At 63.9% G+C, this 26169-nt stretch carries 23 protein-coding genes; 14 read left to right on the top strand and 9 right to left on the bottom strand.

Features of this window, described 5'->3' with window-relative positions; all coding sequences use genetic code 11:
• Positions 1–92 precede the first annotated feature (92 nt).
• From ASC86_RS23080 to ASC86_RS23030, 11 genes are all read left to right on the top strand, one after another.
• Positions 93–893, top strand: coding sequence for an aldolase (locus ASC86_RS23080; protein WP_056326852.1), 801 nt, complete (start codon positions 93–95; stop codon positions 891–893).
• Positions 894–1112: 219 nt separating this feature from the next.
• Complete coding sequence (locus ASC86_RS23075; protein WP_056326849.1) at positions 1113–2408, top strand: amidohydrolase family protein; 1296 nt, start codon at positions 1113–1115, stop codon at positions 2406–2408.
• 50 nt (positions 2409–2458) lie between these two features.
• Positions 2459–3451, top strand: a complete 993-nt coding sequence (locus ASC86_RS23070) for a BMP family protein (protein WP_056326847.1) — start codon at positions 2459–2461, stop codon at positions 3449–3451.
• Positions 3452–3640: 189 nt separating this feature from the next.
• Positions 3641–4549, top strand: a complete 909-nt coding sequence (locus ASC86_RS23065) for a BMP family protein (protein WP_348270777.1) — start codon at positions 3641–3643, stop codon at positions 4547–4549.
• Positions 4550–4619: 70 nt separating this feature from the next.
• The gene (locus tag ASC86_RS23060; protein ID WP_056326844.1) at positions 4620–5714 is read left to right on the top strand and encodes an ABC transporter permease; all 1095 of its coding nucleotides are present in this window, start codon (positions 4620–4622) and stop codon (positions 5712–5714) included.
• A 17-nt stretch (positions 5715–5731) separates the two neighbouring features.
• Positions 5732–6664: an ABC transporter permease gene (locus ASC86_RS23055; RefSeq protein WP_056326841.1), complete on the top strand. Its 933-nt coding sequence runs from the start codon at positions 5732–5734 to the stop codon at positions 6662–6664.
• A gap of 5 nt (positions 6665–6669) precedes the next feature.
• Positions 6670–8214: an ABC transporter ATP-binding protein gene (locus ASC86_RS23050; protein ID WP_056326839.1), complete on the top strand. Its 1545-nt coding sequence runs from the start codon at positions 6670–6672 to the stop codon at positions 8212–8214.
• Between the two features lie 64 nt (positions 8215–8278).
• Positions 8279–9193, top strand: coding sequence for a LysR family transcriptional regulator (locus tag ASC86_RS23045; protein ID WP_056326837.1), 915 nt, complete (start codon positions 8279–8281; stop codon positions 9191–9193).
• Positions 9194–9337: 144 nt separating this feature from the next.
• Positions 9338–10444, top strand: coding sequence for a site-specific integrase (locus ASC86_RS23040; RefSeq protein ID WP_056326835.1), 1107 nt, complete (start codon positions 9338–9340; stop codon positions 10442–10444).
• Positions 10445–10689: 245 nt separating this feature from the next.
• A complete protein-coding gene (locus tag ASC86_RS26970; RefSeq protein ID WP_056326832.1) occupies positions 10690–13566 on the top strand; it encodes a calcium-binding protein in 2877 nt (958 codons plus the stop codon).
• A gap of 80 nt (positions 13567–13646) precedes the next feature.
• On the top strand, positions 13647–13859 hold the full coding sequence (locus ASC86_RS23030; protein ID WP_056326829.1) for a hypothetical protein: 213 nt from the start codon (positions 13647–13649) through the stop codon (positions 13857–13859).
• Between the two features lie 11 nt (positions 13860–13870).
• On the opposite strand, the gene ASC86_RS23025 is transcribed toward ASC86_RS23030, so the two are convergent.
• The 9 genes from ASC86_RS23025 to ASC86_RS22985 form a co-directional block, all read right to left on the bottom strand.
• Complete coding sequence (locus tag ASC86_RS23025; protein ID WP_056326827.1) at positions 13871–14275, bottom strand: type II toxin-antitoxin system VapC family toxin; 405 nt, start codon at positions 14273–14275, stop codon at positions 13871–13873.
• Positions 14272–14505: an AbrB/MazE/SpoVT family DNA-binding domain-containing protein gene (locus ASC86_RS23020; protein ID WP_056326825.1), complete on the bottom strand. Its 234-nt coding sequence runs from the start codon at positions 14503–14505 to the stop codon at positions 14272–14274. Before ASC86_RS23020 ends, ASC86_RS23025 begins: the two co-directional genes overlap by 4 nt.
• Before the next feature lie 64 nt (positions 14506–14569).
• Positions 14570–15832, bottom strand: coding sequence for a plasmid replication protein RepC (repC, locus tag ASC86_RS23015; RefSeq protein WP_056326824.1), 1263 nt, complete (start codon positions 15830–15832; stop codon positions 14570–14572).
• Between the two features lie 589 nt (positions 15833–16421).
• Complete coding sequence (gene repB, locus ASC86_RS23010; RefSeq protein WP_056326958.1) at positions 16422–17483, bottom strand: plasmid partitioning protein RepB; 1062 nt, start codon at positions 17481–17483, stop codon at positions 16422–16424.
• Positions 17484–17485: 2 nt separating this feature from the next.
• Complete coding sequence (gene repA / locus ASC86_RS23005; protein ID WP_056326956.1) at positions 17486–18733, bottom strand: plasmid partitioning protein RepA; 1248 nt, start codon at positions 18731–18733, stop codon at positions 17486–17488.
• Between the two features lie 536 nt (positions 18734–19269).
• Positions 19270–20130: a DUF1989 domain-containing protein gene (locus ASC86_RS23000; protein ID WP_056326822.1), complete on the bottom strand. Its 861-nt coding sequence runs from the start codon at positions 20128–20130 to the stop codon at positions 19270–19272.
• Between the two features lie 63 nt (positions 20131–20193).
• Positions 20194–21903 carry a biotin carboxylase N-terminal domain-containing protein gene (locus ASC86_RS22995; protein WP_056326820.1) on the bottom strand — a complete coding sequence of 570 codons (1710 nt, stop codon included), beginning with the start codon at positions 21901–21903 and terminating at the stop codon, positions 20194–20196.
• Entirely contained in the window at positions 21900–23687 is a 1788-nt protein-coding gene (locus ASC86_RS22990) for an urea amidolyase family protein (protein ID WP_056326818.1), read from the bottom strand. Before ASC86_RS22990 ends, ASC86_RS22995 begins: the two co-directional genes overlap by 4 nt.
• Complete coding sequence (locus ASC86_RS22985; RefSeq protein WP_056326816.1) at positions 23680–24447, bottom strand: 5-oxoprolinase subunit PxpA; 768 nt, start codon at positions 24445–24447, stop codon at positions 23680–23682. The genes ASC86_RS22990 and ASC86_RS22985 overlap by 8 nt, the downstream gene beginning before the upstream one ends.
• A gap of 167 nt (positions 24448–24614) precedes the next feature.
• Here ASC86_RS22985 and ASC86_RS22980 point away from each other — a divergent pair, with 167 nt between their 5' ends.
• The 3 genes from ASC86_RS22980 (at position 24615) to ASC86_RS22970 (ending at position 26065) form a co-directional block, all read left to right on the top strand.
• Complete coding sequence (locus ASC86_RS22980) at positions 24615–25280, top strand: GntR family transcriptional regulator (RefSeq protein ID WP_056326814.1); 666 nt, start codon at positions 24615–24617, stop codon at positions 25278–25280.
• Between the two features lie 60 nt (positions 25281–25340).
• Complete coding sequence (locus ASC86_RS22975) at positions 25341–25766, top strand: DUF488 domain-containing protein (RefSeq protein ID WP_244477679.1); 426 nt, start codon at positions 25341–25343, stop codon at positions 25764–25766.
• 71 nt (positions 25767–25837) lie between these two features.
• On the top strand, positions 25838–26065 hold the full coding sequence (locus ASC86_RS22970) for a hypothetical protein (RefSeq protein ID WP_056326954.1): 228 nt from the start codon (positions 25838–25840) through the stop codon (positions 26063–26065).
• The last annotated feature ends 104 nt before the right edge of the window (positions 26066–26169 follow it).

Genomic DNA, 26169 nt, shown 5'->3' with positions numbered 1-26169 from the left:
GAGGCTGTGCGCGGAGGCCGGCGCCCGATGCGCTTTCCGGCCAGCCGCCGCTCCCAGACAAATCCGACAGCCATCCGCGACGAGGAGCACCCATGGCGCATTCCCTGACAGACCGTGTCGAACAATCCGAAAAGCCGGCCCGGCCGAATCGCCCCGATCTTTCCACCGACGCCATCCGCACCGCGAAGGAAGATCTTGCCGCCTGTTTCCGCATGGCCGCCCGCAACGGCTTCGAGGAAGGCATCTGCAATCATTTTTCCGCCGTCGTGCCCGGCCATGACGACCTCTTCATCGTCAATCCCTACGGCTACGCCTTCCGCGAACTGACGGCCTCGAAGCTGCTCATCTGCGATTTCAACGGCGCGGTCATCGACGCCGACGGCGAGCCGGAGGCGACCGCCTTCTACATCCACGCCGAAATCCACCGCCGCCTGCCCCGCGCCAAGGTCGCCTTCCACACGCACATGCCCTATGCGACCGCGCTTTCCATGACGGACGGCCCGCCGCTGATCTGGGCCGGGCAGACCGCGCTGAAATTCTACGGCCGTACCGCCGTCGACGAGAACTACAACGGCCTGGCGCTCGATTATACCGAAGGTGCGCGCATCGCCGGCACTGCGGGCGATGCCGATATCCTGTTCATGAAGCATCACGGTGTGCTGGTGCTCGCCCCGACCATCGCCGAAGCCTGGGACGATCTCTATTACCTCGAGCGCGCCGCCGAGGTGCAGGTGCTCGCCATGTCCACCGGCCGCACCGTCACGCCGGTCGATCCGGCCATTGCCGACGCCGCCTACCGGCAGATGCGCGAAGGCGATGCGGCGTCCGCCAGAGCCCATCTCGCGGCCATCCGCCGCCAGCTGGACGCCGAAGAACCGCAATATCGGCACTGAATTCCTGAAGAATGGGCGCCATTGTAAAGATCGAAGGCGCTGATCCTGGAAAGATCAATCCATTGATTTTTCCAGCTTTCTTCCTGGAAATGCTGCGTTTGCGAGGATTTTTTGCATCTGCGATTATTACGACTTGTTTATTAAACAATAGAAATAATGAATTTGTTTTAACTAATCGCCCATGCTTAATTTTCCGAAATAACGAAAAGGTGGGGACGAATGGTACGGGACAACAAACTTGTGTCGCTCGCAAATCCGGCTGCCGGCCGGTCCTTTGCGCTGACGGGCGGAACGGTCATTCATGACGACGGATCGCAATCGGTCAGCGACATCATCGTGGGGGCTGACGGGCGCATCGTCGTCGTCGAGCCGTTCCTCGATACCGGTTCCTGCGGCGCCTGCGTCGATATCAAGGGCATGCTGGTCTCGCCCGGCTTCCTCGATGCCCACCAGCATCTCGACAAGACCGGTGTCCTGCGCTTCACGCCCAATCCTTCCGGCACGCTGCAGGGCGCCCGCGAGGCCTTCGCCAAATATGCCCGCACCGCCGGTCCCGACGACATCCACAAGCGCGCCACCCGCACGGTCGAGCGATGTCTGTCCCGCGGCACGACCGCGATCCGCAGCCATATCAACGTCGACAAGGATGCCGGCTTTCACGGTATCGAGACGCTGGCCGCCATTCGCAATGCCGAAAAGGACCGCATCACCCTTCAGCTCGTCGCCTTCATGACCCCGCATCCGGGCCAGGATTTCGACTGGCTCGACAAGAATATCGACGGCGCCGTGGCGCTTGCCGATGCCGTCGGCGGCACGCCCGCCGTCTCGGAAGATCCGCCGCGCTATCTCGACATCCTGTTTTCCGCCGCCGTGAAGGCCGGCAAGCCGGTCGACCTGCATCTCGACGAGCACCTGAAGGCCGACGTGCATCTGCTGGATGCCGCCCTCGACCGGGTCGAGCGCTTCGGCATGCAGGGCCGCACCGTCTTCAGCCATGTCTCGGTGCTGAGCGCCCTGCCCCGCAAGGACTTCCAGCGCATCGCCGACAGGCTGCTGGCGCTCGATGTCGGCGTCGTCACGCTGCCGGCCGCGAACCTCTATCTGCAGGGCCGCGACGCCGAGATGCTGCCGCCGCGCGGCCTGACCCGCGTCGCCGAGCTTTACCGCGCCGGCGTCACCATCGCCACGGCCTCCGACAATATCCAGGACCCGTTCGTGCCGACCGGCTCCGGCGACATGCTGGAAATCGCCCGCTGGACTCTGCTGGCCGGCCATCTGCGCGGCGACGAGCTTGCCGCCGCCCACCGCATGATCACCACGGCCCCTGCCCGCCTCATGGGTCTCGGCAAGGAGCATGGCCTCAAGGCCGGCGCCCGTGCCGATTTCATCGTCACCGATTGCATCGACACCGACACGCTGGTTGCCGGCGGGCCGGACCGGGCCTTCGTCTTCTCCAAGGGACGCCTCGTGTCGCACAGCGCGACCGAGACGATCCGGATGCTGGAGGACGCATAACCAGGCAGCGACTCCAGGGGGATTGGGCTTCAATCTAAGGGGAGAATGGAATGAACAGGACTGCACTTTCGCGTCGTTCGCTGCTTGCATCCGCCACCGCACTGGCACTGTCAGGTCTGAGCCGGCCGGATTTCGCCCGTGCCGATGATTTCAAGATGGGCCTGCTGGTGCCCGGAAGCATCGGCGAAGAAGGCTGGAACCGGATCGCCTTCGATGCGCTGAAGCGGGTCGAAAAGGAACTCGGGGCGAAGATCAGCTATGTCGAGTTGCCCGAAAACCCGGCCGCCTTCGAAAAGGCGTTCCGCGATTACGCCGGCCAGGGCTACGATGTCGTTCTCGGCCACGGCTTCCAGTTCCAGGACGCGGCGCTGACGGCGGCGGAGGATTTTCCCGACACCGTTTTCCTGATCTCGTCGAGCAGTCTGTATAAGGGCAAGGTCATCGGCCTCAACACCGATGCCAGCCAGCCTTTCTATCTCATGGGTGCGATCGCCGCGGCGATGGGCAAGGGCGCCGGCCTGATCGGCGGCATGGAAATCCCGCCGATCTCCCAGGCCTTCGAAGGCTTCAGGAACGGTGCGAAAAGCGTAAACCCGGATTTCCCGGTCTCGACCGTCTATCTCGGCAGCTTCACCGATGCGAGTGCGGCCAAGGAAGCCGCCTTCAGCATGATCTCGCAAGGGTCCGATTTCGTCGTTCCCAATGCCAATTCCGCCGGCATGGGCGTCATCCAGGCCGCGCGGGAGGCGAGCACGCCGGCCGCTACCTTCAGCGTCTACAGCGATTACACCAACGCAGCCCCGAAGAACGTGCTCGGCACGTTCCTTGCCGACTATGGACAGGGCATCGTTCGCATCGTCTCGGATATCAAGAACGGTTCGGTGCCGGCCAGCAATGTCGAGTTCGGCCTGAAGGACACCGACGTCATCAAGTTCACCTACAACGACGCAGCCACGCGGCCCGTGCCCGCGGACCTGCGCAAAACCATCGACGACATCAGTTCGAAGATCGTCGCCGGAGAAATCCGGACCCGCGCGAAATGACGCCAAGATCAGGCGCGGGCCAGAGCGTGTAACGCAAAACCAAATGCCAGAGGCGACCGAGCGAACCTGAAAAATCGCGGCGCGCTAAGAGGCAAAACCAACACAATGGGAGGAATGACAATGAGATTTTCTAGACGCATGTTCCTGGAAACCGTGGCGGCTCTGTCCATCGCAGTTTCGATCCCGGCCATGGCAATGGCCGAAGAGTTCAAGATGGGCCTGCTCGTGCCCGGCAGCGTTTCGGAAGAAGGCTGGAACCGCATCGGCTACAACGCGCTGAAGGGCGTGGAAACCCAGCTCGGCGCCAAGATAAGCTATGTCGAGCTGCAGCAGAACCCGGCCTCCTTCGAAAAGGCCTTCCGCGACTATGCCAGCCAGGGCTACAAGGTCATCCTCGGTCACGGCTTCGAGTTTCAGGATGCGGCGCTCGAAGTGGCGCAGGATTATCCCGACGTCTACTTCCTGATCTCGTCCAGCGCCATTCATGAAGGCAATGTCATCGGCCTCAACACCGATACCAGCCAGCCCTTCTATCTGATGGGTGTGATCGCCGCGAAGATGGGCAAGAAGGCCGGTCTTGTCGGCGGCATGGAAATCCCGCCGATCCAGCAGGCCTTCACCGGCTTCAAGAACGGCGCGAAGAGCGTCAACCCCGACTTCCCGATCAGCGAAGCCTATATCGGCAACTTCACCGATACGACCGCCGCCAAGGAAGCGGCGCTGAGCATGATCTCGCAAGGGGCGGATTTCGTCGTGCCGAACGCCTCGGGCGCAACGGTCGGCGGCTATCAGGCAATCGCCGAATCCGGCAAGGACGTGCGCTCCTTCTCGATCTTCAGCGATTTCACCCCGGTCGCCCCCAACAACATTCTCGGCCTCTACGTCGCCGATTATGCGCAGGGCGTCGTCGAGGTCGTCAAATCGATCGAGGACGGCAACCCGCCGACCGAGAATGTCGTCTTCGGCCTCAAGGACCCGAAGGTCATCTCGTTCAGCTTCCGCGATGACGGCCCGGTTTCCGTGCCGGCGGAAATCCGCGCCGAAGTAAAGGCAATCAGCGACAAGATCGCGGCCGGCGAGATCAAGACCGGCGAGTGACCGGCCTTTCGCTGCGGCCGGCGATCCGGCCGCAGCGTCCCTTTTCGCCATCCAATATCCGGACCGACCCATGGAACAGGTAAACCAGGGAGCGCGCGAGACCGTGTATCCTCAAGCCGCCCACTCTTTTTACCGGACGCTCTCGCAGATCGCGATCAGCGCCGTCACCCCCATCGCGGCGGTCCTCGTCGCACTCGCCTTCGGCGCCGCGCTGTTGTGGCTGAACGGCTTCAACGGCAGCGACGTCGTCACCGTGATGATCTTCGGCTCGTTTCAGGACGTGCGTTCCTTCGGCGAAATCCTCTTGAAGGCGACGCCGCTGATCCTGATCGGCGCCGGCCTCTGCGTCGCCTTCCGCTGTTCGATCTGGAACATCGGCGCCGAAGGCCAGCTCTACGCCGGAGCGATCGCCGCCACCCTCGTCGGTACCCATCTGGACGGACTGTCCGTCTGGGTGCATGCGCCGGTGGTCATGCTGGCCGGCGCAATCGCAGGCGCGGCATGGGCCGGCATTGCCGGCTGGCTGAAGGTGCGGTTTCAGGCCAGCGAGATCGTCACCACGATCATGCTCAACTATATCGCGCTGATCCTGACGAGCTATCTCGTCACCGGCCCGATGCGCGACGCGAGCGCCGCCTATCCGCAATCCGCCCGCCTCATCAAGGAAGCCTGGACGCCACGCATCGTCTCCGACATGCGGCTCCATATCGGCATTCTCGTTGCCATCGTGCTGGCTGTGGCGCTCTATATCTTCCTGCAGCGCAGCAGCCGCGGCTTTGCCCTGCGCGTCGTCGGCCTCAATCCCCATGCCGCCCGCTATGCCGGCATGCAGGTCGCCCGCAACGTGATGATCGCCATGTGCATTTCCGGCGCCATGGCGGGCCTTGCCGGTGCCTTCGAAGTGGCGGGCGTCACCCACCGGCTCTACCAGAACATCTCGCCCGGCTACGGCTTCGAAGGCATCGCGGTGGCGCTGCTCGCCGGCAACAATCCGCTGGCGGCCATCCTCTCGGGCGGGCTCTTTGCGACGCTGCGCTCCGGCTCGGAAGTGCTGCAGATCACCTCGCAGGTGCCGCAGGTGCTCGTTCTGGTCATTCAGGGCATCGTCATCCTCTCGGTCGTCGCCTTCGCCAAGTTGCGCGACGTGCTGAGAATCGTGGCTTAGGCGGAAGGATCGTTTCCATGGACAACGTGATGTTTCTCACCTTCCTTGCGACGCTTGCCGGCGCCGCCTGGAGGCTTGCAACCCCCCTCATCTTCGCCTCGATCGGCGAGGTGTTTTCCGAGCGCGCCGGCGTGCTCAATATCGGGCTTGAAGGCACCATGCTCGTCGGCGCCTTCTGCGGCTTCGCGGCCGCCTATGCCACCGGCAGCGTGCCGCTCGGCCTTCTGGCCGGCATCGCCGGCGGCATGCTGTTCGGGCTGATCTTCGCCTTCTTCACCATCACCATCAAGGCGGACCAGATCGTGGTCGGCGCGGCGCTGAACCTGCTCGGCATGGGCCTCACGGCCTTCCTGTTCCGCGCCTATTACGTCTCCACCGGCAAAGGCATCGAGATCGCCCAGCCTGTGCACATCCCCTTCCTCAGCGACCTGCCCTTCCTCGGCGAAGCCTTCTTCCGCCAGAACCTGATCGTCTATTCGACGATCCTCGTCGCCGTCGTCGCCAGCCTCGTGCTGTTCCGCACCTCCTTCGGGCTGACGTTGCGCGCTGTCGGCGAGCATCCGAAGGCCGCCGATGTCGCCGGCCGCAACGTCGCCGGCTACCGTTATGCCGCCGTTCTGGTCGGCACCGGGCTTGCCGGCCTCGGCGGCGCCTTCCTGACGCTCGGCCATTCCAACCAGTTCGTCGAAGGCATCACCTCCGGCCGCGGCTTCATCGCCCTTGCGGTCGTGGTCTTCGCCCGCTGGTCGCCGACCGGGGCCTTCTTCGTGTCGCTGCTCTTCGGCATGTTCTATGCGCTGCAGCTGATGCTGCAGGCCCAGTCGTCCATCGTCGTGCCCTATCAGGTGCTGCAGGCCCTGCCCTACCTGATGACCATCGTCACGCTCGTCGTGGTGCGCGGCAAGGGTGCCGCCCCCGCCAAGCTCGGCCAGCCCTACGAGATGAGGTAACGGATATGTCCCAGAAACCCTTCCTGCGCATCGACAATATCCGCAAGCGTTTCGGCTCTGTCGTCGCCAGCGACGGCGTGTCGCTCGAAATCGACGAGGGCGAGATCCACTCGCTGCTCGGCGAAAACGGCGCCGGCAAGAGCGTGCTGATGAGCATGATCTGCGGCATGGTGCGGCCCGATGAGGGCGAGATCGTCTACAGGGGTGAGACCGTGCGCTTCAACAGCCCGCGCGAGGCGATCCGCCAGCGCATCGGCATGGTGCACCAGCACTTCATGCTCGTGCCGAACCTGACGGTCGCTGAAAACTACATTCTCGGCCAGGGCACGGCGTTGCGCGTCATCAACGACATGGCAAAGGTGCATGCGAAGATCCGCGAGCTTTCCGACCGCTATGCCCTCGATGTACGCCCGGAAGCCATCATCGAGGATCTTTCGGTCGGCGAGCAGCAGCGCGTCGAAATCCTCAAGGCCCTGTTCCACGGCGTCGATCTGCTGATCCTCGACGAGCCGACCGCGGTGCTCACCCCGCAGGAGACCGACCGGCTGCTTGCTTTGATGGGCGACCTCGTCAAGGACGGCAAGACCATCGTCTTCATCTCCCACAAGCTCGACGAGGTGATGCGCGTCAGCAACCGCATCAGCGTCATGCGCGACGGTCGTGTCGTCAGCACCGTCAATGTCGCCGACACGAATGCGCGCGAACTTGCCCGCATGATGGTCGGCCGCGACGTGCGCATGGAGCTGCCACGCAGCCCGGCGCCGGCCGGCAAAGTCGTGCTCTCGGTGGAAAACCTCACCTGCCGCAGCGAAACCGGGCTTCCCGCCGTGCGCGGCGTCAGCCTTTCGGTGCGGGCCGGCGAGATCGTCGGCATTGCCGGCGTCTCCGGCAACGGCCAGACGGAACTGTCGCTCGCGCTTTCCGGCCTGCTGCCGGTCGATAGCGGCCGGGTGATGCTGAGCGGCAAGGACATCACCGGCCTCGACCCGGCCGAGATCAATGCCAGCAGCTTCTCCCACATCCCGGAGGATCGCCATAAGCACGGCGTGGTGCTGTCGCTGTCGCTCAACGAAAACACCGTGCTGCAACGCTATGACCAGAAGCCTTTCGCGTCAGGCGGCATGCTGAACCGCGGCGTCATCGCCGAACACACCCGCGACCTGATCAAGCGCTTCCGCGTCAAGTGTCGCGACGAGAACCAGGCGATCAGCGCGCTTTCCGGTGGCAACCAGCAGAAGCTGGTGGTCGCGCGCGAGCTGGCGCGCAAACCCGACTTCATCCTCGTCAACCAGCTTGCCCGCGGCATCGATATCGGCGCGATGGAATTCGTGATGGAGGAGATGCTGAAGCAGCGCGACAACGGCCGCGCCATCCTGCTCATCTCCACCGAACTGGAAGAGCTTTTCGCCATCTGCGACCGCATCCTCGTGATGTTCCACGGCGAAATCCTCGGCGAACTGCCGCCGGACCGCACCCGCCTCGAAGAACTCGGCCTGCTGATGGCCGGCCAGACGGCCGAGCACAGCGAACAGGCGGCGCTTGCGAGCTAGAGGCGGCTGCTTTAGCATTTGATGGAGGCCGCATGAAGCACATGCGGGGAAGGGCGACGCATACATGAACATAACCCTGCGGCAACTCAGGGCCTTCATCGCGGTGGCGGAGCATGGCCAGTTCAATCTCGCCGCGCGAAACCTCCATCTCACCCAGTCGGCGGTCAGCATCCTGATCCGGGAGCTGGAATCGGAGATCGGCGTGCGCCTGTTCGATCGCCACACCCGGATGGTGTCGCTGACGCTGGTGGGACAGGAATTCCTGCCGCAGGCCCGCAAGGTCCTGAAGGATCTGGAGCTTGCCGTCGGCGACGTCAGGGACAACGCCTCGCTGAAGCGCGGCCAGGTGACGATCGCAGCCGCCATCGTGCTCGCCGCAACCATCGTGCCGCCGATCATCTCCCGGTTCCTGCGCATGTACCCGGAAATCTCCGTCAACATCCGCGACATGCCGGAAGAACAGATCACCCCGGCGCTGGAGCGCAACGAGGTGGACATCGCCGTCGGCACGCTGTCGGAAGACAACCCCGAGATCACCGCCACGCCGCTGTTGCGCGACAAGCTGATGCTTGTGTGTCGGGACGACCACCGGTTCGCCAAGCGAAAGTCGGTGCGCTGGACGGAGTTGAAGGACGAACCGCTCATCACGCTTGCCGCCACCAATCCGCTGCGCAATATCGTCGAGCACAATCTGATCCGCGTCGCGCCGAACTATCGGCCGAAATACGAGGTGCGCTTCTCGACGACTGCGATCAGCATGATCTCGGCCGGCATGGGCGTCGCCGTGCTGCCGGAAAACTCCCGGCAACTCGCCTCCGCCGTGCACATCACCACCGTCGATCTCATCGACCCCTCCGTCATGCGCGACGTCTCGCTGCTGCAGCGCCGCCAGCACAGCCTCTCCCCCGCCGCCGAACACCTGAAAGCCGTCTTCATCGCCTACGCCGCCGACCGTTCAGATTTTTCCGGGCAGGATTGAGGGCGCTTCGGTTTTGCCTGTCCGGGACGACCATATCGTCGGAGCGGTTTTTCGAATTTTACCCGATGAAACCGCACCACAAAGCTTACGCGAATAATGACGGATAATCTTGCCTTATCCATCGCTTTGCTCTCTATATAGGAAATGAGCCAAATCAGCGAGCAGAATCCCGAAAATCACGCTCAACCGTCTCCCGCCCTGCCGGACGATATTGGGGCCGGCGGTGCGCCTGCCGGCAGCAGCCTGTCGCCTGCGGCCTCCCCTCCCCTGCCAGCCCACCTGCAAGATCTCACCGATCGCGCCCGAGGCTACGTCGAAGCCGCCAGTTCCGCCAATACCCGCAAGGCCTACGCCTCCGACTGGAAGCATTTCACCGCCTGGTGCCGGCGGCAGAACCTGTCGCCGCTGCCGCCTGAGCCGCAGGTCGTCGGCCTCTATATCACGGCCTGCGCCTCCGGCGGCGCCATCGGCAAGCCGAACAGCGTTTCCACCATCGAGCGCCGCCTCTCGGCTATCGGCTGGCATTGCGCCCAGCGTGGCATGCCGCTCGATCGCAAGGACCGGCACATCGCCACCGTGCTTGCCGGCATCCGCAACCGGCACGCCGCCCCGCCGCGCCAGAAGGAAGCGATCCTGCCTGAAGACCTCATCGCCATGCTCGAAACGCTCGATCGGGGAAGCCTGCGCGGCATTCGGGACAGGGCCATGCTGCTGATCGGCTTTGCCGGCGGCCTGCGCCGCTCGGAAATCACCGGCCTCGACCTTGGCCGCGATCAGACGGAAGACAGCCGCGGCTGGATCGAGATCTTCGACAAGGGCGTTCTGGTGACCTTGCGCGGCAAGACCGGCTGGCGTGAGGTCGAGATCGGCCGCGGCTCGTCGGATGCAACCTGCCCTGTCGTCGCGCTCGAAAGCTGGATCGGCTTTGCCAAACTCGCCAGAGGCCCCCTCTTCCGCCGTGTGACCGGAAAGGGCAAGTCCGTCGGACCGGACCGGCTCAACGACCAGGAAATCGCCCGCCTCGTCAAGAAGACGGCGCTCGCCGCCGGCGTGCGCGGCGATCTTTCCGAGGCCGAGCGCGGCCGGAAATTCGCCGGCCACTCGCTGCGCGCCGGCCTCGCCTCCTCGGCCGAAGTCGATGAGCGCCATGTGCAGAAACAGCTTGGCCACGCCTCGGCTGAAATGACCCGCCGCTACCAGCGCCGCCGCGACCGCTTCCGCGTCAATCTGACGAAGGCCGCCGGCCTCTGAAGCAAAACCGTATCCGTGCCATCGATAGTCCGGTCTGTCGGGGCTGAGGCATAGCCTTCCCGGACAGCCCGAGACATCCCCTTTTCGACGCCCGTGCAGCCGGCGGTAGAAATTACTGCCGCCGATACCCTCATTTGGGGGATGCCAGGAAGCCATTTTCTTGTTTTTCTTGGGAAATATCGGCGCTGCGCAGCGCAGCCCCTTCATCGCATAGATAGATATCAATAATTTTTGGGGGAAAATTCATGGCAACTGTCGTTCTGACCAATGTCGATTTCCAGTATTTCGGCACGCAATTCAAGGACATCATCCGCGGAAGCTTCATCGACAACGAGATCTACGGCGGCGATGGCGACGATTTCATCTATGGCGAGGGCGGTGACGACCAGCTGTTCGGCCAGGCCGGCAACGACCGGCTCTACGGCGGCGACGGCAACGACCTGCTCTTCGATCTGGACGGCAAAAATATTCTCGATGGCGGCGATGGCGACGATGTCTTCATGATCGCCCATTTTTCGACCGGCTCGACGAACACCATCGACGGCGGCAGCGGGCGTGACCGCGTCAGCTATACGTTAACCTCCTATGTCGATGCACCCATGCTGATTGTCGATCTGGCGACAGGCAAGGGTGGCGGCACGGCGCTCGGCGATACCTACACCAGCATCGAGGATATCCAGGGCGGCGATGGCGTCGACCGGCTGTCCGGCAACGATATCGGCAATTACTTCTATGCATCGGAAGGGCATGATTTCATTAACGGCCGCGGCGGCAGCGATGGCTTCATCGCTGGCGACGGCAGTGTTTCCGGCAGCCTGAAGATCGGCCTCGCCTCCAGCCTGCTGTCCACCGCTCTGAAGACCATCTTCACCGGGATTTTCAAGGAAACGATCGCCGCAACCGACATGGTCGCCACCTGGAAAGTCTGGGACGACACCGACGACGATGGCGTGATGGACGCCAACGAGGTCTCGACGCAATGGTCGCTGCTGCGCTCCATCGAAATCTTCGAAGGCAGCAGCGGCAACGACACCATCACCGGCGGCGCGGCCGCCGAGGTGATCAGTGGCGGCACGGGTGGCAGCGATCGCCTCGATGGCGGCGCCGGCTTCGACTACGTCAGCTACGCCTCGGCGACGGAGGGCATCAAGATCGCCCTTCTCAAGACCACGACCGACGACATCACCACCGACAAGGACACGCTTGTCAATTTCGAAGGCATCATCGGCTCCAACTATGACGACGAGCTGCAGGGCAATGCCGCTAACAACACCATCTTCGGCGGCATCGGCGTCGATTTCCTCGACGGCTCTTCCGGCAATGACACCCTGGATGGCGAAGAGGATGACGACATTCTCGAAGGCGGCGCCGGAAACGATATTCTGATTGGCGGTCAGGGCGCCGACATCCTGAGCGGCGGCGCCGGTATCGATACGGTTTCCTATCGGGGCGCCACCGGCGGCGTCAATGTCAACCTGCTGTCCGGCAAGGGAATGTCGAACGAGTTCGGTACCATCGTGCCCTCCCATGCCGAGGGCGACATCTATGTCTCGATCGAGCAGGTGGTCGGCTCGCAATATGACGACGATATCCGCGGCAACAACGGCGCCAACCGGCTCGAAGGCCGCGACGGCGAAGATATGATCGACGGCTGCGACGGCGACGATGTGATCTTCGGCGACACCGATCCCAATTCGCTGGTGCCGGCGGGTACCGGCGAACTCAAGCCTTCCCATGATGTCGATGACGATTGCGGCTGCGACGACGATCTGCCGACCTCGCCCAAGAGCTATTCCGATACCCTCATCGGCGGCTGCGGCAACGATAAGCTCTATGGCCAGCTCGGCATCGATACGCTGATCGGCGGTGAAGGCAACGACACGCTCGACGGCGGCGAAAGCATCGACCTCCTGTTCGCCGGCGACGGCAACGACATCCTGCGCGGCGGCCCCGGCTTCGATTTCCTCGTCGGCGGAAACGGTAGCGATACCGCCGATTATTCGACCTCCAAGGAAGCCGTTACCGCCAATCTTGGCGCCTTCTGGCTGAACAGCGGCGGGGATGCCTCCGGCGGCGTGCTGACGGAACTGGTCGAAATCCTGCTGGGCGGTACGTCGATAGAGGATTTCACCTCCTCGACGCTGTTCTCCTCCTTTGCGGCGATGATCGACGAACAGCTGGGCCTGCGCATTCCCGATATCACGCTCGGCATCGAAAACCTGACCGGCAGCGCCTATAACGACAATCTCACCGGCAATGCCGGGGCCAATGTACTCGACGGCGGCAAGGGCAAGGATCGCCTTGCCGGCGGCCTCGGCAACGACACCTATGTCTACGATGGCAGCGATACCATCGTCGAGAACGCCAACCAGGGCACTGACACGGTGCGCTCCAGCGACTCCCACACGCTTGCTGCCAATCTCGAAAACCTGACGCTCCTCGGGACCGCCGCCCTCAACGGCACGGGCAACAGTGCCGCCAATGTCATCACCGGCAATACGGCCGCCAACACGCTGGACGGCGGCACGGGTGCCGACCGTCTGATCGGCGGCGCCGGCAACGATACCTATGTCACCGACGGCGGCGATACGATCGTCGAGGCGGCGAACCAGGGCACCGACACCGTGCGCTCCAGCGCGACCCACACGCTGTCGGCCAATGTCGAGAACCTGGTCCTGACCGGCACGGCCGGCATCAATGGCACCGGCAACACGCTCGCCAACACGCTCACCGGCAATGGCGGCGCCAACGTGCTGGCGGGCGGGCTCGGCAACGACCGGCTCACCGGCGGCGGCGGCCATGACAGCTTCCTGTTCAACACCGCGCTGAATGCTGGTACGAACCGCGACACCATCGTCGATTTCGCCAACAGCAGCAGCAACAACGACCGCTTCCAGCTCGACGACGCCATTTTCACCAAGCTCGGCAAGACCGGCGCGATGAACGCGAATTTCTTCAAGCTCTCGTCCCAGACGCAGGATGCCGACGACTACATCATCTACAACAAGACCACCGGCGATCTCTTCTACGACGCCGACGGCAAAGGTGCGGGTGTCGGCATCCGCTTTGCGACCCTGTCGAACGCGGCCCAGCTGACGGCTGCGGATTTCTTCGTGGTCTGAGCGGAGCCCCCTCCCCTGTCGCCTTGACGGGAATGTCGTGTTATCTCCCGGCCCATCGATTTTCAGGCCGGGAGATATCCATGGAAACCACCACCATCGCCAACCGCAGCGATTTCGCCCAATGGGCGGTCGAACGCGCCGCCGCCATCGTATCGGATCAGGGCGCCAATCTGGCCCTTGCCGCCCGCGACGGCGCGGACGAACGCATTGCCGAAACCGGCAATGCGCTGGGACAGGCAATCGTCAATGCGCTTCTGGAAGTGTTCGACGGGCTGATCGACGACGCGGAATAGGAAGCCGCTTTCTACTCTCCGGGCGCGATCAGCTTCACGGTCGGAAAATAGCTGCGGTAGCGGGCCGTATCGCGGGTCAAAAGCTCAAGCCCTTCCACCGCCGCCTGCGCGCCGATGAAGAAATCCGGCAAAACGCCCGTTCGCGCGCCGCCGGCCTTGCGATAGGACGTGAAAACCTTGGCCGCGAGGAAAAGAGCCGCGCGCGGCAACGGCATCATCTCCAGCCCCGCTTCGTCGATGAATTCTTCCAGCTTTTCGATCCGCTCATAGCGCACCGAAAGTTCGGAATAGACGATATCGTTGATGAGAAGCGGTCCGCGCAGGGCGGCCGCCTCCAGCTGCTCGACCGACCAGTCCGCCCAGACGGGATCGTTGGTCACCACATCGAGCAGCACATTGGTATCGACGAGGATCACGGCTCACCGCGCGTCAGCGCCAGGATCGCATCGGTATCGAGCCCCAAACCGGCATGGCCGCGCAGCCGGGCAAAGCGGCTTGCCGGCGTCTTGCGGTCGGCGCGGGTCAAGACCACCGTGCCATCGGCGGCGCGGTGAAAATCGACCTGCGTTCCCGGCACGATCCCTAAAAAATCGCGCACCGGCTTGGGGATCGTCACCTGCCCCTTGGTGGTAACCGTCGTGCTCATGAAAACCTCGGTAATGATCGTTTCTACAAAGGTATTACACCCGCCGCCGTTTTTCAACGTCCCGTCAATTTTTAGCATTGGCCAGCGCCTTCAGCATCGGCGTCACCGAGAACTGGCCGGTTTCGGCCTTGCGGGTGAGATCGCGCAGATAACCGCCGGGCGAGCGGATCGCCTCGGCCCGCTCCAGAATGAAGGCCATGGTCACGGCGGCCGCCGTTTCGCCCATCGCCGCCTTCGCCTTCATCCAGGCATCCGGCGAAACCCCGAGCATGGAGCGCACCAGTTCCGCCGTTTCCATCGCATCACGCCATGTGCGGATGCCATTGCGGGCATAATTGGCGATTTCCGGGCAGAGCGACAGGAAGCGCTTCAAGCTGAGGCCGCCCATCCGGCTATCGGCCCCTCTGCCGTCAGCCGTTTTCACCTCAGGCGCTCTCATCCCCGCTTCAGCTACGGCTCCATCTTCGGATTTCGCCCTTTTGTCTACTTCTTGGCCGTTTTTTTCAAAATGAGGGTCTGTGTTTGAATTCTGAATATGGCGCTCAGATCCGGAGTCATTGGCGCTCATTTCTTGTTCCGAGAGGGAATTGAGGTAGGCATTCTCGACCTCTGCCCGAAGCCGCAGCAGCCCGTCGCGCCGCGTCTCCAGCGACACTTGGTCGGCATTACGGCGCACGCGGCCGGAAAGACCGGCCAGCATCTCGGCAAAGCCCATCCAGTCCCCTGCCCTGCCCTCTTCCAGCGCGGTTGCGATCAGCTTGGAGATATCGCGCAGATGCAGCGTCACCTCGGCCCTGAGCCGGCTGATGACGCGCTGCTCGGCCCGCACGCGCTCGGCGGTCGCATGGATATCGGCGGCAGCCAGCGCCAGCGGCGCCAGATCGAAGCCAAAAGCGTCTTCCATCTGGCCGTGGTCGTCGCGGCGGCAGAAGCGCTTGCCGTTGGGACTGTCGCGCCGCAGCACGAGGCCCGCCTCAACCAGAAAGGCGATATGACGGCGCAACGTCGCCGGCGACATGCCACGGGTGCGGATCGACAGCTCGGCATTGGACGGGAATACGATGAGCGGCTGACCGCCATCCAGCGTGCGCTCCGGGTGGAAGCTTGCCAGCGCCTCCAGCACGGTGATGCTGCGATCCGAGAGGCCGAAGACCTCGCGCGCCTCGGTGAGCGCGCGGATCAGCTGCCATTTGTCGGCCGTGCCGGTGTCATTGCCGCCCTCACCCGCCTTCAACGCCTCCTGGCGCCGGGCCACGCGGGTTTGCAGGGCAAAGGTTTGCGCGCGAAAAGGCGCGCCGCCAAAAGGCGTCGTTGCCAGTCTTTCCATTGCTGTCGTCCCCTTTGGCAGGGCAAGCGGCCGCAAACGGAACCGTTGGTTTTAGTCATAGAATATCGTTCACGCGGATCGATACGGTCAGGAGACCACGTAATCCGCATGCTGCGGGTAATCGTTCCCTTTTCAGGAATCAATTACCTTTGTCGAACCGACAATCTGCCGTCGACTCTTGACTTTGACCGTTGGAAGTGATTCTCTCGAATTGCTACATTGAAGAGGGCTTCCGGAATGGTAACGTTTTGGAGGCCTTTTTTCTTGCTCTGGTTTTCCTTTCAGTTCGTTTCGATCCTGGCAAAGCCGGGCTTTGCCACCTGCGTTGGCACCGCGGGTCGCAAGACCGTGGATGCCTGAAGTTGTTCGGTGAGGCCGGAAGCGATTTGCTTCGACAGCTTTCCCGGAATTCTTAGTCCCTATCTCCCCGGTCGTCCCCTCTCCCCGCAAGCGGGGAGAGGGTTAGGGTGAGGGGCAAACCCTCCATTTACATCGAGGCTGACCGCCCCTCATCCGCCCTTCAGGCACCTTCTCCCCGTAAACGGGGAGAAGGGAGATGACGCGCCTTCCGTCGTCCCTCACCAACGGGCTAAGCCCCCTTCCGCGCCCGAAACCGCTCCGCCACCAGCGCCGCGATCTCCTCGAAGAACGCATCATCCGTGCCGGCCGCAAATTCGATCCGCATGGTCTTCCCACGCTTCAGGCGCGCATAAACCCGGCCGGCGTCGTCCTTCAGCTCTTCCGGCTTGACCGGCTCCGGCTTGACCCGGCTCTGCAGCCGCGCCAGCACCATGGCAAAGCGCGTATCGCTGTCGGCAGCGCGGCAAGCCTCGTTGGTTGCCTCATCGATGGCCCGCACCCGCGCGCCTTCCGACGACAAGAACTCCGCCAGCGCCATCCAGCGATTGCGCCCGGCCTTCGGCGCCGGCCCGATCAGCCGCGCCAGACGCTCGGGCACGGCTTCCGCCACCTGTAAAAGCCGCGACAGTTCCGTCTTGTCGACGGACAGCGCCTCGCCCACCACCTTGCGATCAAAGCCGCGCAGCAACAGCGCCTCGGCAAACAGCGCCCGCTCGATGAAAGAGAGATTGCGCCGCTCGGCATTTTCCTTGCCCTGGGCCAGCACCAGCTCGTCATCGCTGAGCTGCCGCACGATCGCCTTGACCTTGATGCCGAGCTTGCGCGCGGCCCTCAGGCGGCGGTGACCATAGGCGGTCTCGTAGCGGCCGGCGTCCTTCGGATGCGGCCGCACCAGGATCGGCGACTGCTGGCCACCCGCCCGAATGCTTTCGACCAGCGCCAGGAAATCGGCATCTTCCTCGCTGCCATCGCCCATGCGATCGGAAACGAAGGACTGATCGATAGCAGCCGGATCGAGCGTCAATACCCGCTCGCCCTCGGACAGCGCCTGTCGCAGATGCCGGGCCTCTTCCGCCTCGCGGGTGATGGCGCCGAGCGTCAGGCCCATGGCCTTGACGGCGCCGGAGGAGGCGCGGGGCTGATCCGGCGCCGGGGTCGAGTTGACAGCTGTCAACTCAGGGCCATCCAGCATGGATTTGGTTTCCGGCGCACGCGGCGGCACGACCGCCGGAGCGATCGGTCCGCCGGAAAACAGCGAGCGTAATTCGTTCTTTCGGTTTCCGCCGGCCATGATCAGCGCCCCCATGCCGCGTGGATGAGGTCTTCGATTTCACCGTTGACGGCGTTCAGCGATTCCAGCGCCCGGTCGTAAGTGGCGCGGGTAAAATTCTCGCGGCCGACTTCATAGAGCGTCTGCTTGGTGAGACCCGCATCGGCGATCGCGGTGGATTTCACCATGGCCGAGGTCAGCACCCGGTCACCGAACAGCGAGCGCATGAAACCGACGATCTGCGTCTGCGGCCCGTCATTCGGCTCGAAGCGGGTGACGAGATAGCGCAGGAAGTCGAAGTTCAATTCGCCGCCCGCCTCGCGCACGACGCTGAGCAGGTCCGACGTCATGAACAGGAACTGGTTCATGGAGGCGACATCGAGCATCTGCGGATGCACGGTGACGACGACCGAGGTCGAGGCGCAGAGCGCCGACAACGTCAGGTAACCGAGCTGCGGCGGGCAATCGAGCACGACGACATCGTAGTCGTCGGCAACGCTCGCCAAGGCCTGCTGCACGCGGGCGAAAAACAGCGGCCCGGCTTCCGAGCCGTTCTGCCGGTTTGCCAGCGCCTGCGGCGTCGCATGCTCGAACTCCTGCAGCTCGAGATTGCCGGGCACCAGATCGAGCCCGTCGAAATAGGTCTTGCGGATGATCTCCTTCAGCGGCCGGGCACTGCTGTCATAACGGATCGCGCCATAGAGCGTGTCGTTGCCGTCGAGGTCCAGTTCCGGCTGATAGCCGAACAGGGCAGACAGCGAGGCCTGCGGATCGAGATCGACCGCCAGCACCCGGTGGCCGGCCAGCGCCAGATATTGCGCCAGATGCACGGAAGAGGTGGTCTTGCCGGAGCCGCCCTTGAAATTGGTGACGGAGATGACCTGCAGGTGCTCGCCGCGGGCCGGATCGCGCCATTTCAGGTAGGAGCGGGCCTTGGCATCGTTCCTCTTCGATAGCGCCTGCTCGGCGAGATGGCGGCGCACGGCATTGATATCGGCGAGCGAATAGGAGCGGCGGCCGCCGGTTCCGGTTTCCGGCTGCGGCCCCTCGCCGGCCAGCGACAGCTGGCGCAGGTAACCGTCGGAAACCCCGATCAGCTTGGCGGCCTCGCCGGAGGTGAAGCTGCGCAGCGTCTTGCGCGCGGCCGGCGGAAACAGCCGCTCGCGCATCGCCTTCAGCTGCTGCGACAAGGCGCGCGCATCCGCCGCGATCGCCTCGTCGGCCGGAACAGCCGTTGCGGCCCCGCCACCCTGATTTGCCTCAACGGCCATCTGCCAATCCTCGGATCTTGCGATCACGCCCTCGTCCATGTCACGTCCTTTCCGCCTTCCTGGCCGGCAACCGGCCGGCGAAACGCCGTTTCCGCCACTGTCGGCCGATTCTACACCCCGAGTAAATACGCGGGGATGATCGGTTTACAGATCGGGATACGAGTTACGCTGAGGAAGGATATTTCCGATAAAATCCGTTAGGAGGGTGCAGGACCGCACGAGTCGCGTCAAGGAGTTTTTGGTTAACAAGAGGTTAACGGATTTTTGGGGCGGAGGGGAGGGAAGTTGACAGCTGTCAACCGGGCGCAGGAGGAGCAGTCGACCTGAAGATGGGATGGGGCCGCGCCTGTCCCCGTTTCGCATGGATGCTCGGCCCGGAGGCCGAGCATGACGGAGTATGCGGAAAGAAAAGGGGAGACAACCAACTCCGACCCTACCGAAGCTCAAGAGGGCGCCCATCCTCTTGCTCCCTCCGTCGTCACCCTCGGCCTTGAGCCGAGGGGCCATCTTAAGTGCCCCCGAGGGCAACCGAAGCTTCAAACGCCGTGCGTGCGATCATAGCCGTTGACGGCGGGAGACACCCAGCCCTGCGGCTTGCCGGCCGGCTTGTAGATCTCCACCTCCATCGGATAGCAGGCGGCGGTATCGGAGGAGTGCTCGGCCGAGCAATCGCCGCCGGGGCAGGCGGACATGCAGCCGAGAAGATCGATCTCGGCGAAGAACTCCAGATAATCACCGGGCCGCACCGGGCTCGCCTTCATGAAATACTGGCCGGTATCGCGGGAGAAGCCGGTGCACATGAAGACGTTCAGCACGTCGTGGATATAGGTCTCGGCTTCCCTCAGCGGCTTGCCGGTCTTTTCGGCAAAAGCGCGGGTCAGGTTCGAATGGCAGCAATGGTGATACTGGTCGCCGTGGCTCAAGAGATTGTGGGTGTAGGGGTCGCAGCGCGTGCCGATGACATCGTGGACTGCCCCGCCGAAGGCGTCGAAGCCATACCAGTCGAGCGTGTCGTGGGTGATGGTGGCGATCGGGCGCAGATAGGGGAAGTTGGAAAACAGCTGATCGCCGAGACCGACATGGGTGCCGTTCAGCGCCCGCGTCTTGCCGGTGTAGAGACGTTCGTTGAGATCATTGGCATTGAACAGGTTGAGATCGCCGACCTGCGCGCCGTCGCGGCAGAGGATGCGGCAGAAATGGCCGGCCGGAACGGTCCAGCAGGCGGCATCGCGCGGCGGCACGGTAACGCGGTCGACGAGGGTCAGATCATCACGCAGCGCCCGATAGGCGGCGAGATCGGGGCGGGGCAGGGTCTCGACCGGATAGCAGACCACCGGCGCTATCGCCTTGCGGGCAGCGGCATCTTCCGGCGCCGGGGTGATGGGGTAGGGCTTCATGGCAGTTTCCGTTTTCTTTAAAGATTCAAATGGTTATTCATACCGCAGGGCAGGGCGCCGTCATCAGCCGATCAGCGCGATCACCGCCCCAACGCTCACACCGGTCCCGGCCTCAGCCTTCAGACTGATCCGCCCGGCCTTCGGCGCGGTAATCCGCGTCTCCATCTTCATCGCCTCGACGAGCGCTACGGCCTCGCCTTCGGCAACCTCGGCGCCATCCTCCACCAGCCATTGTTGCAGCGTGCCGGAGATCGGCGCGATCACCGCACCTTCCGCCGCCTTCGCCGCGCCGGCGGACATCGGGGCAGGGGCGGCGAGGCCGGAAAACAGGGCGGCCGGCAGGCCGAGCGCATGGCGCTTGCCGTCGATCTCGATGAAGCTCCGGATGACGCCGCCCTCGACGGGATCGATGCGCGGCTCCGGCTCGACACCACGGAACTCGGTCTCGATCCAGTTGGTGAAGACGCCAAAACCGTTTTCGCCGGTAAAGGCCTCATTCTCCAGCACGGCGCGGTGGAAGGGCAGCACCGAGGCGACACCCTCGATCTTGAATTCGGACAAAGCGCGACGGGCGCGGATCAGCGCTTCCTCGCGGGTCGCGCCGGTGACGATCAGCTTGGCCATCATCGAATCGTAAAGGCCGGGAATTTCCGAACCCGTCTCGACGCCGCTGTCGAGGCGAACACCCGGCCCGGACGGCGGGCGAAAGCGGGTGATGAGACCCGGTGTCGGCAGGAAGCCGCGACCGGGATCTTCCGCATTGATCCGGAACTCGAAGGCGTGACCGCGGGGGGCAGGGGTCTCGGTGATCGACAGCGGCAGGCCATCGGCGATGCGCAGCTGCTCGATGACGATATCGATGCCGGTCGTCTCTTCGGTGATCGTATGCTCGACCTGCAGGCGGGTATTGACTTCGAGGAAGGAGATAACGCCATTCTGCGACAGCAGGAACTCTACCGTGCCGGCATTGGTATAACCGGCCGCAACGCAGATCGCCTTTGCCGCCGCGTGGATGCGGGCGCGCTGCTCCTCGGTGATGAAGGGGGCAGGGGCCTCTTCCACCAGCTTCTGGTTTCGCCGCTGCAGCGAGCAATCGCGTGTGCCGAGCACGACGGTATGGCCGTGGCTGTCGGCGAGGACCTGCGCCTCGATATGGCGCGGCTTTTCCAGAAACTGTTCGGCGTAACATTCGCCGCGGCCGAAGGCTTCCTTCGCTTCGCGCACGGCGCTGTCGAACAGCGCGCCGACATCTTCGAGCTTGTGCGCCACCTTCATGCCGCGCCCGCCGCCGCCGAAGGCCGCCTTGATCGCCAGCGGCAGGCCGGCTTCACGGGCAAAGGCGACCGCTTCCGCCGCCGAGGCCAGCGGCCCCGCCGAACCCTTGACGAGGGGAGCGCCGACCCTCTCGGCGATACGCCGCGCCTCCACCTTGTCGCCTAGAGCCATGATCACCTCGGGCTTCGGCCCGACCCAGATGAGGCCGGCATCGAGAACGGCACGGGCGAACTCGGCGCGCTCGGAGAGGAAACCATAGCCCGGATGCACGGCATCGGCGCCGGCACGTTTGGCGATGCCGATGATCTTGTCGATGTTCAGATAGGTGTCGGCCGCGCGGCCGGCGCCGAGGCCGTAGGCTTCGTCGGCCAGTTCGGCGTGAAGCGACGCGGCATCGGCGTCCGAATAGATCGCGACGGACGCAATACCGTAATCGCGGGCGGCGCGGATGATGCGGATGGCGATTTCGCCGCGATTGGCGATGAGCAGCTTTTTCATCGGGTCAGGCTTTCTGCGTCTTCCGGGTCGAAGCCGGCAATCGGGTTGAAACGGATGCGGGCGCCGATCGGGATCTGCCCGGCGAGATCGAGATGGTGGCGGGCGACCGAGCCGATCACCGGATAACCGCCGGTCAGCGGATGATCGGCGAGGAACAGCACCGGCTGGCCGGTATGCGGCACCTGGATCGCGCCGATGGCGGTGGCTTCCGAGGGAAGCTCGGCCTGATCGCGCCGCTCGATCGGGGAGGGGCCGGAGAGACGCATGCCGACACGGCTCGATTCCGCCGTGACAGTCCATTCCTGGGCGATGAAGGTGTCGAGACCCTTTTGCGTGAACCAGTCCGTGCGCGGGCCGAGGATGACGTCGAGCCTCACCACATCGCCGGCGCGCGGCAGGGGGGAGGGAAGGGCAGGGGCGGGATCGACGGCCGCGGCCCTGTTTCCGGCGAGCATGAGCCGATCGCCCGCGACGATGGGCGGCGGGCCAACCTTGGCCAGGGTATCGGTCGAGGCGGAACCGAGCACCGGCTCCACGGCAAAGCCGCCGCGCAATGCCAGATAGCTGCGCATGCCTTCCGCGGGCGCGTCGAGCGTCAGCCGGTCGCCGGCATCGAGCGCGAAGGCGCGGGCGAAGGGAGCGGCGATCTGGCGCCCATCGGCGGTATCGATGCGGAGAGGGGAGGGGGCTCCGAAGACGGAAAGCGTTACCGGTTCATCCGCCTCGATGGCGAAGCCGCCGAAGGTCACTTCGACGACGGCGGTTTCTCGCGGATTGCCGACGGTTAGATTGGCCTCCTGCATCGCCAGCCGGTCGAGCGCGCCGGATTCACCGACGCCCTGATCGGCGCGACCGGCGCGGCCGAAATCCTGATAGAGCGCCGGGCGGTCGGCGCGCAGGACGCGGAGGCCGGCTGTTTCCGAGAAAATTTTTCCGGGGGAGGGGAGGGGAGGGGTGGCGGCGCGTGCAGAGTTTGCGGCTTTACCCCCCTCTGCCCTACCGGGCATCTCCCCCTCAAGGGGGGAGATTGGCCGAGAGGCGCCCTCATACTCCAATCTCCCCCCTTGAGGGGGAGATGTCGGCGCAGCCGCCAGAGGGTGGTGGGGCGACACGGCATCAACATCATGTTGTATCGAGGGCACGAATCCGACCGTCGCCCCCTTGGCCATATCGCGAAAATGCACCCGGTCGCCCGGCGCCAGCAGCGCGGCGCGTGGCCGGCTGGTGTCCCACATCTTCAGCGGCGTCCTGCCGAGAAGCTGCCAGCCGCCGGGACTGTCGGACGGATAGATGCCGCCGAACTTGCCGCCGAGCGCGACGGCGCCGGCCGGAATGCGCACCCGCGGGCTCTTGCGGCGCGGCACGTCGAAGCCCGGATCATCAGCCGTCATATAGGCAAAGCCCGGCGCAAAGCCGGTAAACGCCACCGTATAGGTCGCGGCCGTGTGGCGGCGCACGACGTCCTCGACCGTCCAGCCGAGGATGTCGGCGACATCGGCGAGATCCTCGCCATCATAGGTCACCGGTATCTCGAACAGCTCGCCTTCGCGGGCGCTGCGCTCGGTGAGATCGAGGCCGCGAATATAGGCCGAAAGCCGGGCGCGGTCGGTCACCAGCGGATCGAAGCGGACCATCAGCGTGCGCGCGGCCGGAATCGTCTCGAAGACACCTTCCGGCGGGGCCGCGAGCATCCGGTCGAGCAGCGTCAGCGTGGATTCGAGGTCGGCAAGCTCGACCATGAAACTGTCGCTGCCGGCGGGCAGGAAACGCAGCCGCTCAGCCATGGTCGGCAAAGGATTTGAGCGTCACGCCGCGGGCGGCGAGGGTGTCGCGCAGGGTGGAGGCGATGGCGACGGCGGTTGCGGTATCGCCGTGGATGCAGATCGATTGCGCATCGAGCGCGATATCGGTGCCATCGATGGCGGTAATGCGCTTTTCGTTGACCATGCGCAGCATGCGCGTGGCGACCTCGGCCGGGTCGTGGATGACGGAGCCGGGCAGGCGGCGGCTGACGAGGCTGCCATCGGCATTATAGGCGCGATCGGCAAAGGCCTCGCAGACGACGGTGAGGCCCGCCGCTCGCGCCTGTTCGACGATTGGCGCACCGGCCAGCGCCATCAGGATCAGCGACGGATCGACCGCCTTGATGCCGGCGATGACATCGGCCGCCTGGCGGGCGTCGCTGGCGATGGTATTATAAAGAGCGCCGTGCGGTTTCACGTAGCGTACCGTGGTTCCGGCGGCCTTTGCCAGCCCCTGCAGCGCGCCGATCTGGTAGATGGTATCGCCGATCAGTTCCTCGCTCGAAGGGTCCATGTTGCGGCGGCCGAAGCCGACGAGATCGCGGTAGCCGACATGGGCGCCGACGACAACGCCGCGCGCCGCAGCCACCTTCAGCACCTTGAGGATGCCCGCGGGATCGCCGGCATGGAAGCCGCAGGCGATGTTGGCGCTGGTGACGAGGGCCAGCATCGCCGCATCGTCGCCCATCGGCCAGGGGCCGAAACCTTCTCCCAGATCGCTGTTGAGATCGATGCTTGCCATGCCATACCCCGTTCGATAAGTTGGATGGATTGTTGAATAACACAATAAATATTGTTCAACAATCTTGATGTCACGGAATCCGGTGGGAAAATGCTACACCCGGATGCCCGGATCGCCTAGGCAAGTTCCATAACTCATCTTATTCAACAAAGCCGCACGAGACGCGCATGACCAACAAGCCCGGACAGGACGACGAGCAATCGCTGGTGGCGAAGATATCGGCGGATATCCGCCGCCTCTTGATTTCGGGCGAATTCAAGCCGGGCGAAAAGCTTTCGGAACAGCAGATGGCCAGCCAGTTCGGCATTTCGCGCAACACGCTGCGCGAGGTCTTCCGTCTGCTGTCAAGCCAGGGCCTGCTCACCCACATCCCCAATCGCGGCGCCTTCGTCGCGGCGCCTGATGAAGCCGATGTCATCGATATCTACCGGGTGCGCAGCGTGATCCAGAAAGGCGCCGTGCAGGCGGCAAGCCCCGGCCATCCGGCGCTTGCCCGGATGTGGGCGTTGGCGGCGGAGGCCGAGACTGCCCGCGCCGACGATGACTGGCGCCGTGTCGGCACGCTCAACATGGAGTTTCACCGCGCGATGGTCGAGCTTTGCGACAGCCCGCGCCTCAGCGCCGGCTTCGATCTGGTGTTGGCGGAACTGCGGCTGGTGTTCGGACAGCTGGAGGATACCAGCCATCTGCACGAGCCATACATCGCGCTGAATGTCACGTTGCTGGAGCATATGGAGCGCGGCGACACCGTGGCGGCACTCGCGGCACTCGATGCCTATCTGGTGAAATCGGAGCGTTCGGTTCTGGCCGCGCTACAGCGGCGGCGGGGGTGATGGGGCGCGAAAGGGCGGGCATAGTTCCTCCCTTCTCCCCTCGGGGAGAAGGTGGAGCAAGTGGGTAGCCTCTGCTCTAAAAGCGCAAACCTCGTCTTTACACCCGCACCGCCGGGCGACAAGATCGCCGGGGAGGTCCACATCATGTCCGTGGCGATCAAGCGTGTTTATGACGAACCGAAAGCCGATGACGGCGAGCGTATTCTCGTCGACCGCCTGTGGCCGCGCGGTATTTCCAAGGAAAAGGCCGCCTTCAGCGAATGGATGAAGGATGTAGCCCCGACATCGGAACTGCGCCGCTGGTTCGATCACAAGCCGGAGCGATGGGACGAGTTCTGCCACCGCTACCGGGCCGAACTCAAGGACAATCCGGCCATCGACGAACTGCGCAAACGCGTCGCCGCCGGCAAGGTGACGCTGCTTTACGGCTCCCGCAACAGGGAATTCAACCATGCGCAGGTGTTGGAAGAGGTGCTGACGGCTTGACGTCCGGCCGCATCGGGGGCGAAAAGGAAATCTGAACCTTGACGACGGAGCAGCAGATTTTGCGGGAACGCATGACCATATCGGGCGATCTCGAGCCCAAAACCTTCCTGCCGTGGATACGCCGCCACGCGGCCAAGCTCGGCCTGTCGCAGGCGATTTCCCACTCCGGTCCCGACCGGATCGAGCTTGAACTGTCCGGCCCCGAAGAGCTGATCGACATGATGGAAATGGGCTGTTCGCTCGGGCCGATCGAGGTCTGGGTCGAGACGATCGAGCGTCAGACGCTGGAGGCCGCCTGACGGACGATTTGCGCGGCCATCCCCGCACCGATCCGAATGCGCGAAAACGGCCATCCACACAACCTGTGCATCTTATTTCATCATTGTTGCCATTGCGAAATAAT

Origin of the sequence: Rhizobium sp. Root1212, from assembly GCF_001424985.1 — a bacterium.
Taxonomy (GTDB): Bacteria; Pseudomonadota; Alphaproteobacteria; order Rhizobiales; family Rhizobiaceae; genus Pararhizobium.
The sequence above is the reverse complement of the archived record's forward strand: the minus strand, read 5'-3'. Positions and strand labels throughout refer to the sequence as shown.

Bases quoted from the DNA above. Each gene is read 5' to 3' on its own strand.
- ASC86_RS22985 (WP_056326816.1), bottom strand. From the start codon at position 24,447: ATGGCAAGCATCGATCTCAACAGCGATCTGGGAGAAGGTTTCGGCCCC.
- repA (WP_056326956.1), bottom strand. From the start codon at position 18,733: ATGGCCGTTGAGGCAAATCAGGGTGGCGGGGCCGCAACGGCTGTTCCG.
- ASC86_RS23045 (WP_056326837.1), top strand. From the start codon at position 8,279: ATGAACATAACCCTGCGGCAACTCAGGGCCTTCATCGCGGTGGCGGAG.
- repB (WP_056326958.1), bottom strand. From the start codon at position 17,483: ATGGCCGGCGGAAACCGAAAGAACGAATTACGCTCGCTGTTTTCCGGC.
- ASC86_RS23075 (WP_056326849.1), top strand. From the start codon at position 1,113: ATGGTACGGGACAACAAACTTGTGTCGCTCGCAAATCCGGCTGCCGGC.
- ASC86_RS22990 (WP_056326818.1), bottom strand. From the start codon at position 23,687: ATGGCTGAGCGGCTGCGTTTCCTGCCCGCCGGCAGCGACAGTTTCATG.
- ASC86_RS23080 (WP_056326852.1), top strand. From the start codon at position 93: ATGGCGCATTCCCTGACAGACCGTGTCGAACAATCCGAAAAGCCGGCC.
- ASC86_RS23065 (WP_348270777.1), top strand. From the start codon at position 3,641: ATGGCAATGGCCGAAGAGTTCAAGATGGGCCTGCTCGTGCCCGGCAGC.
- ASC86_RS23060 (WP_056326844.1), top strand. From the start codon at position 4,620: ATGGAACAGGTAAACCAGGGAGCGCGCGAGACCGTGTATCCTCAAGCC.
- ASC86_RS23030 (WP_056326829.1), top strand. From the start codon at position 13,647: ATGGAAACCACCACCATCGCCAACCGCAGCGATTTCGCCCAATGGGCG.
- ASC86_RS22980 (WP_056326814.1), top strand. From the start codon at position 24,615: ATGACCAACAAGCCCGGACAGGACGACGAGCAATCGCTGGTGGCGAAG.
- repC (WP_056326824.1), bottom strand. From the start codon at position 15,832: ATGGAAAGACTGGCAACGACGCCTTTTGGCGGCGCGCCTTTTCGCGCG.
- ASC86_RS22995 (WP_056326820.1), bottom strand. From the start codon at position 21,903: ATGAAAAAGCTGCTCATCGCCAATCGCGGCGAAATCGCCATCCGCATC.
- ASC86_RS22970 (WP_056326954.1), top strand. From the start codon at position 25,838: ATGACCATATCGGGCGATCTCGAGCCCAAAACCTTCCTGCCGTGGATA.
- ASC86_RS23040 (WP_056326835.1), top strand. From the start codon at position 9,338: ATGAGCCAAATCAGCGAGCAGAATCCCGAAAATCACGCTCAACCGTCT.
- ASC86_RS23000 (WP_056326822.1), bottom strand. From the start codon at position 20,130: ATGAAGCCCTACCCCATCACCCCGGCGCCGGAAGATGCCGCTGCCCGC.
- ASC86_RS23055 (WP_056326841.1), top strand. From the start codon at position 5,732: ATGGACAACGTGATGTTTCTCACCTTCCTTGCGACGCTTGCCGGCGCC.
- ASC86_RS23070 (WP_056326847.1), top strand. From the start codon at position 2,459: ATGAACAGGACTGCACTTTCGCGTCGTTCGCTGCTTGCATCCGCCACC.
- ASC86_RS23020 (WP_056326825.1), bottom strand. From the start codon at position 14,505: ATGAGCACGACGGTTACCACCAAGGGGCAGGTGACGATCCCCAAGCCG.
- ASC86_RS23050 (WP_056326839.1), top strand. From the start codon at position 6,670: ATGTCCCAGAAACCCTTCCTGCGCATCGACAATATCCGCAAGCGTTTC.
- ASC86_RS26970 (WP_056326832.1), top strand. From the start codon at position 10,690: ATGGCAACTGTCGTTCTGACCAATGTCGATTTCCAGTATTTCGGCACG.